This is a genomic window from Nocardia sp. NPDC004573, from assembly GCF_053602135.1.
The window spans coordinates 106484-121362 of the sequence record NZ_JBSGDA010000007.1 but is presented as its reverse complement, the minus strand read 5'-3'; the positions used below and the strand labels follow the sequence as shown (position 1 = coordinate 121362).

The window sequence follows — 14879 nt, the reverse complement described above, 5'->3', positions numbered from 1 at the left end:
AAAATCTCCTTCACTCGGGGTTGCGCACCGGACGATGCAGCGCGAATCATTCCATCTCGTCCGATCCGGCGGGGGAGTACGGCCCGATTGCCCATGCCCGTCGCGATGCGTAGTGCTTCGCCGGGATGGTTTGAGCGACTTGATGCGGTGCGCCGCGATCGAGGCCCGCCAAACGGGCAGCGGTGACGCGACCTGATCGCCGCTGTCGCCGTCGGGTCGAGTGCGTCCGATGTGCCGAGCGGCTACGAAAACGTTTCCGAAATCCCGTCGCACGACAGAACTGTCCCCGGTGACGTATAACAAAGCATGGGAATCGTTCGAGCGGCGCTGGTCCAAACGAACTGGACCGGCGAAAAAGAGTCGATGCTGAAGGTGCACGAGGCCTACGCGCGCCGGGCCGCGGCGGAGGGGGCCGCGGTGATCTGTTTCCAAGAGCTGTTCTATGCGCCCTATTTCTGTCAGCGGCAGGATGCGGAGTTCTACGGCTACGCCGAGTCGGTCCCGGGCCCGACGACAGAGCGGTTCGCCGCACTGGCGAAGGAATTGCGCCTGGTGATGGTCCTGCCGGTGTACGAGCAGGAACAGCCGGGCCTGCTGTACAACACGGCCGCGGTGATCGACGCCGACGGCAGTTATCTCGGCAAATACCGTAAACATCATCTGCCGCACGTGCACGGATTCTGGGAGAAGTTCTACTTCCGGCCGGGCAACCTCGGCTGGCCGGTGTTCGATACGGCGGTCGGCAAGGTCGGCGTGTACATCTGCTACGACCGGCACTTTCCGGAGGGCTGGCGGGCGCTGGCGCTCGCCGGGGCGGAGATCGTGTTCAACCCGTCGGCCACGTCGCGAGGCCTGTCCGGTTATCTCTGGAGACTGGAGCAACCGGCAGCCGCGGTGGCCAACGAGTATTTCATCGGCGCCATCAACCGGGTCGGCGCCGAAGAGTACGGCGACGACGACTTCTACGGCACGAGCTATTTCGTCGACCCCGAAGGACAGTTCGTCGGGGAGGTCGCCTCCGACACCGACCCGGAACTGGTCGTCCGCGACCTGGACATGGATTTGATCAAGGTGGTGCGCGACCGCTGGGCCTTCTACCGCGATCGCAGGCCGGACGCCTACGGGCCACTGGTGGCCCCCTGAGACCGGGGAGAACGACGATGGCGCGCACATTCATCCACGGCGGCACGGTCGTCTCCGCCACCGGATCGCAGCTGCTCGATGTGCTCATCGACGGCGAGACCATTGTCGCCGTCCTCCAGCCGGGCTCCGCCGCGCTGGGTGCGGACCTCGCCGCCTCCGCAGATCGGGTGCTCGACGCGACCGGCAGATACGTGATCCCCGGCGGCGTGGACGGCCACACCCACATGCAGATGCCCTTCGGCGGGACCGAAGCCTCCGACACTTTCGAGACCGGCACCCGCGCGGCCGCGTGGGGCGGCACCACCACCATCGTCGACTTCGTCGTCCAGCGGCCCGGGGAGCGGGTCCAGGACACCCTGGCCGCCTGGCATGCGAAGGCCGCCGGACAGTGCGCGATCGACTACGGCTTCCATCAGATCATCGGGGCGGTCGACGACGAATCCCTGAAAGGCATGAGCGAATTGGTGGCCGAGGGCGTCACCAGCTTCAAACTCTTCATGGCCTACCCCGGTGTCTTCTACTCCACCGACGGGCAGATCCTGCGCGCCATGCAGTCCGCGGCGGATCTGGGCGCGCTGCTGATGATGCACGCCGAGAACGGGATCGCCATCGACGTGCTGGTCGAGCAGGCGCTCGCGCGTGGGGAGACCGCGCCGTATTTCCACGGCACGACCAGACCGTGGCAGCTGGAGGAGGAGGCCACCCACCGCGCGATCATGCTGGCCGAGCTGACCGGTGTGCCGCTGTACATCGTGCACGTGTCGGCCAAGCAGGCGCTGGCCCGGATCGCCGCCGCCCGCGACGCGGGACGCAACGTATTCGGCGAGACGTGTCCCCAATACCTGTACCTCTCGCTCGAAGACCAGTTGGGCGCACCGGGTTTCGAGGGCGCGAAATGGGTGTGCTCGACGCCGCTGCGGGCGAAGGCCGAGGGACATCAGGAGGAGCTGTGGCGCTACCTGCGCACCGGCGATGTCACGACGGTCGGCACCGACCACTGCCCGTTCTGCATGAAGGACCAGAAAGCATTGGGTCTCGGGGATTTCAGCAAGATTCCCAACGGTATCGGCGGCGTCGAGCATCGGATGGACCTGATCTTTCAGGGCGTCCGATCCGGCCGGATCCCGCTGGAACGCTGGGTCGACGCGTGCTGCACCACCCCAGCCCGGATGTTCGGCATGTATCCCCGCAAAGGGGTGATCAGCCCGGGGGCGGACGCCGACATCGTTGTCTACGACCCGGACGGCCACACCAGCATCGGTGTCGGCAAGACCCATCACATGAATATGGACTACTCGGCCTACGAAGGATTCGAGATAGACGGGCATGTCGACACGGTGCTGTCCCGGGGCCGGGTGGTCGTCGACGACGGCGTCTATCTGGGGCATGCCGGGCACGGCCGGTTCGTCAAGCGTGAACTCTCACAGAACCTGATCTGACGACGCATCCGCATCCTCGAACGGAGAGTGGCGCATGGACATCGGTCTGGTGCTGCAATGCACGCCCCCGGCCGCGCGGGTGATCGAACTGGCCAGGCTCGCGGAGACCTACGGGTTCTCTCACGTCTGGACCTTCGACTCGCATCTGCTCTGGCAGGAGCCCTACGTCATCTACAGCCAGATCCTGGCCGCTACCCGCAAGGTGATGGTCGGTCCGATGGTGACCAACCCGGCCACCCGGGACTGGACGGTGACCGCCTCGGCTTTCGCCACGCTCAACGAGATGTTCGGCAACCGCACGGTGTGCGGGATCGGCCGCGGCGACTCGGCTGTCCGCACGCAGGGCGGCAAGCCCGCCACTCTGGCTACGCTGCGGCAAGCGGTGGAGGTGATCCGGGAACTGGGCAACGGGCGCGGCGCGCGGATAGACGACACCGTGGTCCGGCTGCCGTGGGCGGCCGACTCGCGGCTGGAGGTATGGGTAGCGGGCTACGGGCCGCGTGCTCTCGACCTGACCGGTGCGGTTGCGGACGGATTCATCCTCCAACTGGCCGACCCGGACATCACCGCCTGGACCATCGCGCGGGTGCGCACGGCCGCCGAGCGCGCGGGCCGGGACCCGGCAGCGGTGCGGATCTGCGTCGCCGCACCCGCCTATGTCACCGACGGAACGGACGCGGCGCTGGTGCACGCACGGCAGCAGTGCCGATGGTTCGGTGGGATGGTCGGCAATCACGTGGCGGAGATCGTCGCGAAATACGGCACGCACAGCGAGATTCCGGCGGCTCTCACCGACTACATCGCAGGCAGGCGCGGCTACGACTACAGCCAGCACGGACGCGCGGGCAATGTGCACGCCGAATTCGTGCCCGATGCGATCGTGGACCGCTTCTGTCTGCTGGGCACGCCCGACGATCAATTGATCCGCTTACGCGAGCTGGCGGGGCTCGGCGTCGACCAATTCGCCCTCTACCTCCAGCACGACGCGAAAATCGCGACGCTGGAGGCGTACGGTGAATCGGTGCTGCCTCGTCTCGATCCCCTCCTGACCGCGACCCAGCCGACCGAAGGGGGTGTCTAGCGTGGTCGACCACGTCTTCTACCCCTGGAGCGCGCAGGCCGAGTTGCACCCGGCTCCGATCACCGGCGCGTTCGGCTCCTACTTCTGGGACGACGCGGGCAAGCGCTACCTCGACTTCTCCTCCCAGCTGGTCAACGTCAACATCGGCCATCAGCACCCGGACATCGTCGCCGCGATCGTCGCGCAGGCGCAGCGGTTGGCGACCATCTCGCCGACGGTCGGCAACGACGTGCGCAGCGAACTGGCGCGGCTGATCGTCGAGCGGGCTCCCGGCGAGCTGAATCGCATCCTGTTCACCACGGGTGGCGCGGAGGCCGTGGAGCACGCGGTGCGGTTGGCGCGCAGCTACACCGGGCGCACGAAAATGCTGGCGGCCTACCGCTCCTACCACGGCGGCACCGGTGTCGCGATCGGCCTGACCGGGGAACCGCGGCGGTGGGGCGCGGAACCCACCAACGTCGACGTGGTCCGGTTCTTCGGGCCCTACCCGTATCGGTCGCCGTGGGGCACGGCCGGTCCGGAGGAAGAGACAGCCGCCGCGCTGGCGCACCTGCGGCAGGTGATCGAGCTGGAGGGGCCGCAGCACATCGCGGGGCTGATCCTCGAGACCGTGGTCGGCACCAATGGTGTGCTGGTCCCGCCGCCCGGCTACCTCGCGGGCGTGCGAGCGCTGTGCGACGAGTTCGGCATCGTCTACATCGCCGACGAGGTGATGGTCGGGTTCGGCCGGGTGGGCGAATGGTTCGCGGTGCAGGCCTACGGCGTCGAGCCGGACATCATCACCTTCGCCAAAGGGGTGAACTCCGGCTATGTCCCGCTCGGCGGCGTGCTGATGGCCGAACGCATCGCCCAGCGCTATGACCACGTGGCGTATCCGGGCGGTCTCACCTACGCGGGGCACCCCCTGGCCTGCGCCGCGGGCGTCGCGTCGATCGCGGTGTTCGAGCGGGAGGGCATCCTCGATCACGTGCGGTCGGTGGGCGCCGATGTGCTCGGAAAAGGGTTGCGGGAGCTGGCTGGCCGGCATCCGAGCGTCGGTGAGGTGCGGGGCAGGGGCTTCTTCTGGGCGCTGGAACTGGTCCGGGATCAGCGCAGCAGAGAACCGCTGATCCCGTTCGCGGCGACAGGCACGGACGCCGAACCGATGCTCGCGGTCACCGCGGCCGCCAAGGCGCGCGGGCTGTGGCCGTTCAACGCGGGCAACCGCTTCCAGATCGCACCGCCGCTGACCACGACCGCCGACGAACTGCGGACCGGTCTGGAAATCGTCGACGAAGTGCTCGACGTCGCCGACGGCTACGTCCGGACGAGCTGACACCCGCTCAGTGCGGCGTCAGCTCCACCACGACGCCGCCCTGCTGCCAGGTCTGGTAGATGTCGGCCTTCGAGGGTGCGCCGTCGGCGGTGAAGCCGATGCCGTTGTACTTCGCGTTCTGCTTGTTGTCCCGCGCGACGATCTCGTAGAGCCGCAGCACATCGGCCTCGGTGGTGTGTACGACCGGGTCGAAGGTGCGCGGCTTGCCGCCGAAGGACGCCTGCACAGGAGCGCCCGCCCGCAGGTTCTTCACCCACGGCCGCAGGGCGGTGCCGATCAGCAGATTGTCGCCGTGCCTGGTGTAGGCCAGCGGTACGTCGTAGATCTTCCCCGACTTGCGCCCGACGACGTGCAGGATCATCAGCCGCTTGCCGACGACGCCGGACAGGCCGGGCACCCGCAGCAGGGTGCGCACGACTCCGTTCATCACGGCCTGATACGACGGGATGGGTTCGGGGCCGGACGTGGTCGGTGTGCCGTAAGGGTTTTCGGACGACGCGTGCTCACTCATGCTCCCAGTATCGGAGTTCGCGTCGCGCCGTGCGGTACGACGTCCGAGATCCGCCAACGGGCACCGGACGGGCGCGGCGCGCGGCCTCGGTACCCTGCGTGCATGACTTCCGGACAGACAGAGATCTGGCACAACCCGCGGTGCAGCAAGAGCCGCAACGCCACGGCTTTCCTGAACGAGGCCGGTGTCGGCTACACCGTGCGGAAGTATCTGGACCAACCGCCGACGGCCGACGAGTTGCGGGAGGTGTTGCGGCGGCTGGAGGCCGAACCGTGGGACATCACCCGCACCGGTGAGCAGGTCGCCAAGGACCTCGGGATGGCGAACTGGCCGCGGACCGACACGGACCGGGACCGCTGGATCGACGCGCTGGTCGAACATCCGGCACTGATCCAGCGGCCGATCGTGCTCACCGCCGACGGCGGAGCAGTGGTGGCCCGCGACGAGGCCGCTCTGCGCGATCTGCTCTGACCGCCGCCCAACGGCCGATCCCACCGAGCCGGACTCGGCGGTAGGGTCGGCGGGCATGAAGGTACAACTGCGCCACAGCCCGGCCGCCGCCATCGCGCGGTGTTTTCTCGCCGGCGGCGAGCCGATGCGGGTCGAGAGCGGCGCCATGGTGGCGCACTCGGCGGGAGTCATGTTGCAGGCCAAGGCCGAAGGCGGCATCCTGGCCGGGTTGAAGCGGTCGGTGCTGGCGGGGGAATCGTTCTTCGTCTCGACCTTCACCGCGCCGCCGCAGGGCGGGTGGGTCGATGTGGCGCCCGCGCTTCCCGGCGATGTGCTCAACCTGCAGATCACCCCGGATCGGCCGTTCTTCATCAGCCGCGGGGGCTGGATCGCCAATTCGCACGGCGTGCAGGTGGAGAGCAAATGGGGCGGCTTCGCCAATCTGTTCGGCGGCGAGGGCGGGTTCGGTCTGCGCGCGCACGGCGAGGGCGAGATCGTGGTGGGCGTATTCGGTGCGATCGATGTGATCGACCTGCAGCCGGGAGAGCCGATCACGATCGACACCGGGCACGTCGTCGCCTATGACCTGACGATGAATTTCGGCATCCGGCGGGCAGTCTCGGGCCGGTCGATCCAGTCCTTGAAGTCCGGTGAGGGCTTCGTCTTCGACTTCACCGGCCCCGGCCGGGTGCTGTTGCAGACGCGCAATCCCGGCGCGTTCGCCGCTTGGGCCGGATCGTCCGCGTCGTCCAGTTGATCGTGGTCATCCGTCCCCCGGGTAACCGGCACCGGCCAGCAGGTCGGTGACTAGCAGGCGGGTATCCGGGACGAATGGCCAGTCCGGGTCGGCCAGGTGCGCAAGCAACTCGGCATCGGTCCACCACCAGCCCTCGGCGATCTCGTCGGGTTGGTGGCGCACCGGCCCGTCGTAGCGCAATTCGTACGCGAACAGGTGGCAGCGCATCGGCAGGCCGTTCCATTCGCCGTCCCAAGAGACCCTCGCCCGTGGTTGCGGTGGGAGATCGGCAGGGTCCGGAATGACGCCCAGTTCTTCGGCGACCTCCCGCAGCGCTGTCTCGCGCGGCGCTTCGCCGGGCGCGACCACACCACCGGCCAGACAGTCGTGCATCCTCGCGAAAACGAGTTTGGTATCGGTGCGGCGGTGCACGTAAACGCGCAGGCCGTCCCCGGACCGCAGGAGAACACCGGCACTGGCGTGCCACAATCCGTCGCGATAGACCGTGGCCCGCTCGGCCGCGCCCACCGGGTTGCCCGCCGGATCGTAGACCGCGATCAGTTCCGCCCCCGGATCTCCGGCGTGGGGCGACCCGTGCTGCGGGGGAGCGGACATGGATCGAGAGTAACGTGAACACCGCACGCCACAGGGAGAGAGGATCGCCGCCCATGGTGCTTCCGCACGCACTGGCGAAGTTCAACCGGCATGTCACCAATCCGACCGCGGGCCTGGTCGCGGGGCGCGCGCCCGGCTTCGGCATCGTGCTGCACAAGGGCAGGAAGTCGGGACGGTCCTACCGCACACCGGTGATGGTCTTCGAACAGGACGGCGCCTACCGGATCGCGCTGACGTACGGCCGTGATGTCGACTGGGTCAAGAACATTCGCGCGGCGGACGGCTTCGCGCTGGAGACCCACGGTCGCGTCGTCGAGCTGACCGACCCGGTCGTGCGGCACGATCCGACCGCGGCGTGGGCGCCGGTGGGGGTGCGGCAGGTACTGAAGACGATCTCGGCGGAGTACTACGTGGAGTCCCATCCGGCGGGGTGAACCGCGCGTCGGACGGACTACGCGCCTTGCACCGACTGGACCGTGCGGCTCAGTACCGAGGGCGGTAACCCGAAGGTCCGGCGGCAGGTGCGGGTCAGGTCGGCCCCGTCGGAGAAACCTGCCGCATGTGCGGCTGCCGTGAGATCGTCACCGGCCAGCGCGCGGGTGCGTGCGATGTGCAATCGCAGCCAGAGGATGTAGCGGCGCAACGGGATTCCCATCTGCTCGGTGAACAGATGCGACAGCCGCGGCGCCGGGATCCCGAGTTGCCGGGCGACATCCGAGCCGCGCACCGAGCCCGCGCGCACCAGGGCGGGCAGCAGTTGCAGCGCCGCGGTGATCACCGCGTGCCGCTCGCTCCCACCCGACGATTCGTCCTGCGGCAGCAGGTCCTCGACGACGGCGGTGACCTGTGCGGTCAGATCACCGCCCGCGGCGACGATGCCGAGCGTGTCGGCACTGTCGGCCCAGCCGTTGAGATGCGCCCTCCGGTCGGCCGCCGCGCCCGCGGCGGTCTCGGGGTCGAGATAGACGGCCATGCCGTGCGCGGACCCCACGTCGATCCGGTGCGGCGCGTCGGTCGGCACGATGACGTGCGTGCCCTGCTTGCGCACGCCGCTGCCGTCCACCACCACGATCGGCGTGCTCGCGGCCACGATCTGCACCGCGTGGTGTGCGTGCAACTCCGTCGGGCCGATCGATCCGGCGAAGGCCAGGACGCCCGGCCGGAGCAGTGCGGCACCCGCCTGCGGTGGTTCGTCCGCTGCGCCCACAGGCGACATCGAGAAGCCGTCGGTGACCAGAGCCTTCATCATGGGATGCTCCCGGCTGAGACACGCACGCTGAATCCTGGGATGAGCGTATCGGTTTCGCGCGGGCGGTATTCCCGATTCCTCCGATTACCGCCGACCCCGCCGATCACCCCACGGCCGGATTCCGGCATCGATCATGAGTTCGCCGATCGATTGCTGGCAGCGGAAGAATGGCCGGTCAGCTCTCCGAGACCTCGACGCCGCGCCAGAACGCGACGTAGTCCTTGATCTGCGCCGCCTTGGTCTTCGGCTGCGGGTAGTACCAGGCGGCGTCGGTGTTGGATTCTCCGTCGACCACCACGGTGTAGTAGCTGGCGGTGCCTTTCCATGGGCAGTAGGTGTGCGTGTCGGAGGGCTGGAAGTACTCCGGGCTGATCGAATCCGGCGGGAAGTAGTGGTTGCCCTCGACGATGATGGTGTCGTTGCTGGTCGCGAGGACGCGGCCGTGCCAGGTTGCCGTTGCCATACTTCGATTCTGCCCCGATCTCACCCGGTGGCGGCGGGCCGAACCTGTCGCGCGCGACCGCGCGGTCACACGGGGCGGTCCGGCCGCGCCGCGCGCCGATGGAGTTCGACGGCCAACGCCACGAGTTCGCCCAGGTGCTCGCCGTCGGATTCGGCCCGCCGCATCGCCTCGGCGACGGGGAAGGTGCCGACCTCGAGAATCTGCTCGGCGTCGCCGGGATTGGTGGGCGCGGAGTCGAGCACCACGTCTGCGGTGCACCAGAGCCACGCCTTGTGCGGGTGCGGCTGCCATTCCCGATACGGCGCGGGGCGATTGCTCGTCGCGTGGTGGGCGCCGAACCAGCTGATCGGCCCGATCGGGCGTGCTCCCGCCTCCTCGCGCAGTTCCCGGCGCACGCATTCATCGATCGACTCGCCGCGTTCCCTGGTGCCGCCGGGGATCAGCCAGATGCCGCGATCGTCGCGGCACAGCACGATCTCCTCGCCGACGAAACAGACGACGTGGATATTCGTGACCAATTCGTCCGACGGCAGCGTGGTGGAGAACCGCACATCCAGATCCCCCCACGCCCAGTGGGCCGGTGTGTGCAGCACGGGATAGCGGTCGGCGAGCGTCACAGGACGACGGTAGCGGTCGAGGAGGGATCGTGTCCGCCGGATTTCTGCGGGTGTGCGGCGACATGCACAGGGTGCGGCCGGGTTCGGCGCTGCTCCGGTCCGGGTGGTCACGTCCGTGTCCTCCGGCGCGGCGGATGCGGACGTACGGATCAGCGTTCCCGGGCCAGTGTCCGGTAACTCACGTTCCAGAACCACTCCACCGGCCCCCGCTCGAAGCGACGCAACCACAGGTGTGCTCCGCTCGCGATGACCAGCGCGACCAGCACGTAGACGCCGATGGTGAAGGGGACGCGGTCGTCGGATGCCACGCGGGCGGCGAGTCCGAATCCCCAGCCGTAGCACAGCATCGAAGCCACCAGATTCTGCAGGATGTAGCAACTGAGCGCGGTGCGGCCGATCTCGGTGAGGCGGCGCCCGGCGAACCCGGCCGCGGGCCGCCGCAGGTACCACTCGGCGACCGCCGCCAGGATGCCGAGGGCGACGAACGGTGCGCTGCCGTAGCGAGTGAACAGGATGAGGTCGCCGCCGCCTGCGATGCCGACGGCCAGGTCGATCGGTGCGGCGATGCCGAAGCCCACGATCATGAGCCGCTGACGGATTCGCGCGCCTTCCGGACCGAACACGCCGGCGCGGAACAGCCGCGCGCCGGTCAGGAACAGCGCGACCGACATCGCGAACACGAAGATCGCCTCCATCCGGAACACCCCGGCGTTACCGATCCGGAACATCGCGAGATCCCAGAAGGAGCCGTCGGCGTACGGATTCGGGTCGAGCCCGCCGCGTGCCGCCGCGTCTTGCCGCGGCGCGAAGGCCAGGACGAGCGCGATCAGGGTCAGCAGCGTCACGTGCACGGCGGCGGCTCCGATCAGCCAGCGCCGCTGCGCCCGCTCGCCGGTGGCCAGCACGAACGCGACGACCAGTCCGGTCACCGCGTAGCCCGTCAGCACGTCGAACTCGGCGACGAACACGAAATTCAGCAGACCGTCCACGAACAGCAGACCCGCGCGCCAGGGGTAGTCGCCCGGCCAGCGCCGCCCGGCCCTGGCCGCGGAGCCCCGCTGGATGGCGAGGCCGATGCCGAACATGATGGTCAGCAGGCCCAGGAACTTGCCTTGGGCGAGCTGCTGGAGCACGCGCTCGGTCCACAACCAACCGTCGGCCTGCCCGCCCAAGCCGTGGAGATAGCCGATCAGCCCCTCCGGATCGGTCATTATCCAGACGTTGGTGGCGAGGGTGCCCAGGATCGCGATCCCGCGCAGCACGTCCAACGCGACGAGCCGGGCGGGTGCGGGCAGCGCCGGGGGAGCGGCCGCGGGGTGCTGTTCGGTGGTCTGCGTGCGGCGGGCCGCGGGCGATTCGGGCATGTCCCGACTATCACGCCGACCTGCGCCGCGAGGAGTCCTCCGGAAGTACCACCTGCGGTATGACATTGGACTCCGCCGGTCGCGACCGGTTCGGCCGGGTGCGTGACCTAGGCTCGATGCCATGCAGCGCATCATCGGAATAGAGGTCGAATACGGCATCTCGACCCCGACCGAGCCGTCGGCCAACCCGATCCTCACCTCGACCCAGGCGGTCCTGGCCTACGCCGCGGCCGAAGGCGTGCCGCGCGCGAAGCGCACCCGCTGGGACTACGAGGTGGAGTCGCCGCTGCGCGACGCGCGCGGATTCGACCTGAGCCGGATGAACGGGCCCGCGCCGGTGATCGACGCCGACGAGGTCGGGGCGGCCAACATGATCCTCACCAACGGCGCCCGGCTCTACGTCGACCACGCGCACCCGGAATACTCCGCGCCCGAGGTCACCGACCCGCTGGACGCGGTGATCTGGGACAAGGCGGGCGAGCGGGTGATGGAGGCCGCCGCGCGGCACGCCTCCAGCGTGCCGGGGGCCCCGCGGCTGCAGCTGTACAAGAACAACGTCGACGGCAAGGGCGCCTCGTACGGCACCCACGAGAACTACCTGATGAGCCGGGACACCCCGTTCAACCAGATCATCGTCGGGCTCACGCCGTTCTTCGTGTCCCGGCAGGTGGTCTGCGGCTCCGGCCGGGTCGGCATCGGCCAGTCCGGCGACCACGCGGGCTTCCAGCTGTCCCAGCGCTCGGACTACATCGAAGTCGAGGTCGGCCTGGAGACCACACTCAAGCGGGGCATCATCAACACCCGCGACGAACCGCACGCCGACGCCGACAAGTACCGCAGGCTGCACGTCATCATCGGTGACGCCAATCTGGCCGAGATGTCGACCTACCTCAAGGTCGGCACCACCGCGCTGGTCCTCGATCTGATCGAGGCGGGCGAGGACCTGTCGGACCTGCAACTGGCGCGCCCGGTCACCGCGGTGCACACGATCAGCCACGACCCCACGCTGCGGGCGACCGTCGCGCTCGCCGACGGCCGCGAGCTGACCGGCCTCGCCTTGCAGCGGGTCTATCTGGATCGGGTGATCAAATTCGTCGACCGCACCGGAAATGACGACAAACGCGTGCAGGACATCATCGAGAACTGGGCCATGGTGCTGGACCTGCTCGAACGCGATCCGATGGAATGCGCGAACCTGCTCGACTGGCCGGCCAAGCTGCGTCTGCTCGAGGGCATGCGCAGCCGCGAGGGACTCGGCTGGGCGGCCCCCAAGCTGCACCTGATGGACTTGCAGTACTCCGACGTGCGGCTGGACAAGGGGCTGTACAACCGCCTGGTCGCCCGGGGCTCGATGAAGCGCCTGATCAGCGAGCAGCAGGTCGTCGACGCCATGACCAACCCGCCCACCGACACCCGCGCCTACTTCCGCGGCGAATGCCTGCGCCGCTTCGGCGCCGACATCGCGGCGGCCAGCTGGGACTCGGTGATCTTCGACCTGGGCGGCGACTCCCTCGTGCGCATCCCCACCCTGGAACCCCGCCGCGGCACCAAAGCCCACGTCGGCAAACTCCTCGACGGCGTGACCACCGCCGCTGACCTGGTGGAGCAGCTGACGACGTAGCCTCCGGCAGCGCGGGTCCCGGTCGGCTGACGGCACGGCCCGGCAGGGCCTTGCCTCGATCGCCCTACGCCGCCGCACCAGCTCAGCTACGGGTTTCGAGCGAAGCGAGACCGGGCATCGTCCGTTCGCGGCCCCGCTCGGACGCGAGCCATTCGGGGCCGCGAACACGCAGCGCCGCAGGCGCTGCAAGGCAAACACCGCGACACAAAATAAGCACACTGTCGGCGCTGGTAGGTAGTGTTGAGGGACGAGCACGGACAATGCTCATGATCGGGATCGTGCTCACGATGGGTCCCGGTCATGGTGAGGACAGAGGAGGTCGGCTGCCATGGCACAAGAGCAGACCAAGCGCGCCGGGGGTGGCGACGAGGACGAGGGCCCGGACGGTGTGGATGCCGCCGGTCAGGAGCGCCGCGAGAAGCTGGCGGAGGAAACCGACGACCTGCTCGACGAGATCGATGACGTGCTCGAGGAGAACGCCGAGGACTTCGTCCGCGCGTACGTGCAGAAAGGTGGCCAGTGACAGTCGGTGACCCCTCGCGTCTCCACCTGGGGTACGCCCTCTCGTCCTTCTCCGACTATCTCCGTATGCATGCTCCGGACTTGTTGCCCGCAAATAGGTTCGGACAGGGTGCCGCCGGAATCTCCGGCGGCACTTCCGCGAAGGAGATCGCTCCGCACGGCACCACCATCGTCGCGGTGAGTTACCGCGGTGGTGTGCTGATCGCGGGCGACCGGCGTGCCACGCAGGGGAACCTGTTGGCCAGCCGGGATATCGAGAAGGTCTACATCACGGACAGCTATTCCGCGGCCGGCATCGCGGGCACCGCGGGCATGGCGGTGGAGATGGTGCGCATCTTCGCAGTGGAGCTGGAGCACTACGAGAAGCTCGAGGGCGTGCCGCTGACCTTCGACGGCAAGGCCAACAAGCTGTCGAAGATGGTGCGTGAGAATTTGCCCGCGGCCTTGCAGGGTCTGGCGGTGGTGCCGATGCTGGTCGGTTACGACCTGAACGCCACCGATCCGGACAAGGCGGGCCGCATCGTGTCGTTCGATGTGGTGGGTGGACGCAGCGAGGAGCGATTCGGGTACGCCGCGGTCGGTTCCGGCTCGGTGTTCGCGAAGTCCGCGCTGAAGAAGTTGTACGCCAAGGGAATCGATCAGGCGCGTGCGCTGCGCATCGCCGTCGAGTCGCTGTTCGACGCGGCCGATGACGACACCGCGACGGGCGGCCCGGATCTGGTGCGCGGCATCTTCCCGACAGCGATCGTGATCGATGAGGAGGGTGCGGTCGAGGTGACCGAGTCGCGGCTCGAGGAGATCGCGCGCGGCATCGTCGCCGACCGCGCGGCCGCCGAAGAAGGGAGCGCCTGATCATGACGTTGCCGTACTACGCGTCGGCCGAGCAGATCATGCGCGACAAGACCGAGCTCGCGCGCAAGGGCATCGGTCGGGGGCGCAGCGTCGTGGTGCTGACGTACGAGAAGGGTGTGCTGTTCGTCGCGGAAAACCCGTCCACGACGCTGCACAAGGTGAGTGAGCTGTACGACCGGATCGGGTTCGCCGCGGTCGGCAAGTACAACGAGTTCGAGAATCTGCGCAGGGGCGGCATCCTGCAGGCCGATATTCGCGGGTATCAGTACGACCGCCGCGACGTCACCGGTCGTGCCCTGGCCAATGCCTACGCGCAGGCCCTCGGCACGATCTTCACCGATCAGCTGAAGCCGTACGAGGTGGAGATCTGTGTGGCGGAGGTGGGCTATCCGGAACAGGCCCCGCAATCGGTGCTGTACCGGATCACGTTCGACGGGTCGATCGTGGACGAGCGGGAGTTCGTGGTGATGGGCGGCACGACCGAGCCGATCGTCACCGCGCTGAAGTCGTCCTACCAGCCGGGTCTGGATCTGGCCTCGGCGGTGGGTGTGGCGGTGCGGGCGCTGCAGGCGGGCGTGCCGGAAGGGACGGAGAAAGAGAAACGGGTGCTGGGCGTGAGCTCGCTCGAGGTCGCGACCTTGGAGCAGGCGCGTCCGCGCCGGGCGTTCCGGCGGGTGACCGATGCCGCGCTGGAGCGCTTGCTCAGCCCGGCGCAGCCGGACGGCGGGTCCGCTGCGCAGGACGGCGGCGCCGAGGCCGAGGGTGCGGAGCCCTCGGCGAAGGACGCCCCGACGGCGGAGTGATCCGCCGGGGCCGACGAGCTCGGCGGCCCGCGAACGACGTCTCGTTCGCGGGCCGCGTCGGCATGCCCGCGGCCGGTCCCGCCGTGTGCTTCCTTCGG

17 protein-coding genes are annotated in these 14879 nt (G+C 68.5%); 11 read left to right on the top strand and 6 right to left on the bottom strand.

Annotation, left to right across the window (positions count from 1 at the left end; all coding sequences use genetic code 11):
- Nucleotides 1-306: 306 nt before the first annotated feature.
- From ACWEKR_RS13935 to ACWEKR_RS13920, 4 genes are read left to right on the top strand one after another with little or no spacing between them, the layout of a single operon-like run.
- A complete protein-coding gene (locus ACWEKR_RS13935) occupies nt 307-1143 on the top strand; it encodes a nitrilase-related carbon-nitrogen hydrolase (RefSeq protein ID WP_452354778.1) in 837 nt (278 codons plus the stop codon).
- Between the two features lie 17 nt (nt 1144-1160).
- Entirely contained in the window at nt 1161-2582 is a 1422-nt protein-coding gene (gene hydA / locus ACWEKR_RS13930) for a dihydropyrimidinase (RefSeq protein WP_452354777.1), read from the top strand.
- A 34-nt stretch (nt 2583-2616) separates the two neighbouring features.
- Complete coding sequence (locus tag ACWEKR_RS13925; RefSeq protein ID WP_452354776.1) at nt 2617-3663, top strand: TIGR03842 family LLM class F420-dependent oxidoreductase; 1047 nt, start codon at nt 2617-2619, stop codon at nt 3661-3663.
- A 1-nt stretch (nt 3664) separates the two neighbouring features.
- Entirely contained in the window at nt 3665-4978 is a 1314-nt protein-coding gene (locus tag ACWEKR_RS13920; RefSeq protein ID WP_452354775.1) for an aminotransferase class III-fold pyridoxal phosphate-dependent enzyme, read from the top strand.
- 7 nt (nt 4979-4985) lie between these two features.
- Here ACWEKR_RS13920 and ACWEKR_RS13915 read toward each other — a convergent pair whose 3' ends face one another.
- Nucleotides 4986-5489 carry a nitroreductase/quinone reductase family protein gene (locus ACWEKR_RS13915; protein WP_452354774.1) on the bottom strand — a complete coding sequence of 168 codons (504 nt, stop codon included), beginning with the start codon at nt 5487-5489 and terminating at the stop codon, nt 4986-4988.
- A 102-nt stretch (nt 5490-5591) separates the two neighbouring features.
- Here ACWEKR_RS13915 and ACWEKR_RS13910 point away from each other — a divergent pair, with 102 nt between their 5' ends.
- Together ACWEKR_RS13910 and ACWEKR_RS13905 are read left to right on the top strand one after the other, a co-directional pair.
- Complete coding sequence (locus ACWEKR_RS13910) at nt 5592-5960, top strand: arsenate reductase family protein (RefSeq protein WP_452354773.1); 369 nt, start codon at nt 5592-5594, stop codon at nt 5958-5960.
- A 55-nt stretch (nt 5961-6015) separates the two neighbouring features.
- A complete protein-coding gene (locus ACWEKR_RS13905) occupies nt 6016-6696 on the top strand; it encodes a TIGR00266 family protein (RefSeq protein ID WP_195090379.1) in 681 nt (226 codons plus the stop codon).
- A 6-nt stretch (nt 6697-6702) separates the two neighbouring features.
- Here ACWEKR_RS13905 and ACWEKR_RS13900 read toward each other — a convergent pair whose 3' ends face one another.
- Nucleotides 6703-7290 carry an NUDIX hydrolase gene (locus ACWEKR_RS13900; protein WP_452354772.1) on the bottom strand — a complete coding sequence of 196 codons (588 nt, stop codon included), beginning with the start codon at nt 7288-7290 and terminating at the stop codon, nt 6703-6705.
- A gap of 53 nt (nt 7291-7343) precedes the next feature.
- Here ACWEKR_RS13900 and ACWEKR_RS13895 point away from each other — a divergent pair, with 53 nt between their 5' ends.
- Nucleotides 7344-7724, top strand: a complete 381-nt coding sequence (locus ACWEKR_RS13895) for a nitroreductase family deazaflavin-dependent oxidoreductase (protein WP_452354771.1) — start codon at nt 7344-7346, stop codon at nt 7722-7724.
- Between the two features lie 17 nt (nt 7725-7741).
- On the opposite strand, the gene ACWEKR_RS13890 is transcribed toward ACWEKR_RS13895, so the two are convergent.
- From ACWEKR_RS13890 to ACWEKR_RS13875, 4 genes are all read right to left on the bottom strand, one after another.
- Nucleotides 7742-8539 (bottom strand): helix-turn-helix domain-containing protein, encoded by a 798-nt coding sequence (locus tag ACWEKR_RS13890; RefSeq protein WP_452354770.1) that lies wholly within the window; start codon nt 8537-8539, stop codon nt 7742-7744.
- Nucleotides 8540-8714: 175 nt separating this feature from the next.
- Nucleotides 8715-9002 carry a DUF427 domain-containing protein gene (locus tag ACWEKR_RS13885; protein WP_452354769.1) on the bottom strand — a complete coding sequence of 96 codons (288 nt, stop codon included), beginning with the start codon at nt 9000-9002 and terminating at the stop codon, nt 8715-8717.
- A 65-nt stretch (nt 9003-9067) separates the two neighbouring features.
- Complete coding sequence (locus ACWEKR_RS13880) at nt 9068-9619, bottom strand: NUDIX hydrolase (protein ID WP_452354768.1); 552 nt, start codon at nt 9617-9619, stop codon at nt 9068-9070.
- Nucleotides 9620-9768: 149 nt separating this feature from the next.
- Nucleotides 9769-10983 (bottom strand): DUF418 domain-containing protein, encoded by a 1215-nt coding sequence (locus ACWEKR_RS13875; protein ID WP_452354767.1) that lies wholly within the window; start codon nt 10981-10983, stop codon nt 9769-9771.
- 121 nt (nt 10984-11104) lie between these two features.
- On the opposite strand from ACWEKR_RS13875, the gene dop reads away from it, so the two are divergent.
- From dop to prcA, 4 genes are all read left to right on the top strand, one after another.
- Complete coding sequence (dop, locus tag ACWEKR_RS13870) at nt 11105-12604, top strand: depupylase/deamidase Dop (RefSeq protein ID WP_452354766.1); 1500 nt, start codon at nt 11105-11107, stop codon at nt 12602-12604.
- A 328-nt stretch (nt 12605-12932) separates the two neighbouring features.
- On the top strand, nt 12933-13127 hold the full coding sequence (locus tag ACWEKR_RS13865) for a ubiquitin-like protein Pup (protein WP_014986166.1): 195 nt from the start codon (nt 12933-12935) through the stop codon (nt 13125-13127).
- Complete coding sequence (gene prcB / locus ACWEKR_RS13860) at nt 13124-13978, top strand: proteasome subunit beta (protein WP_452354765.1); 855 nt, start codon at nt 13124-13126, stop codon at nt 13976-13978. The genes ACWEKR_RS13865 and prcB overlap by 4 nt, the downstream gene beginning before the upstream one ends.
- Before the next feature lie 2 nt (nt 13979-13980).
- The gene (prcA, locus tag ACWEKR_RS13855) at nt 13981-14781 is read left to right on the top strand and encodes a proteasome subunit alpha (protein ID WP_452354764.1); all 801 of its coding nucleotides are present in this window, start codon (nt 13981-13983) and stop codon (nt 14779-14781) included.
- Nucleotides 14782-14879: the final 98 nt, after the last annotated feature.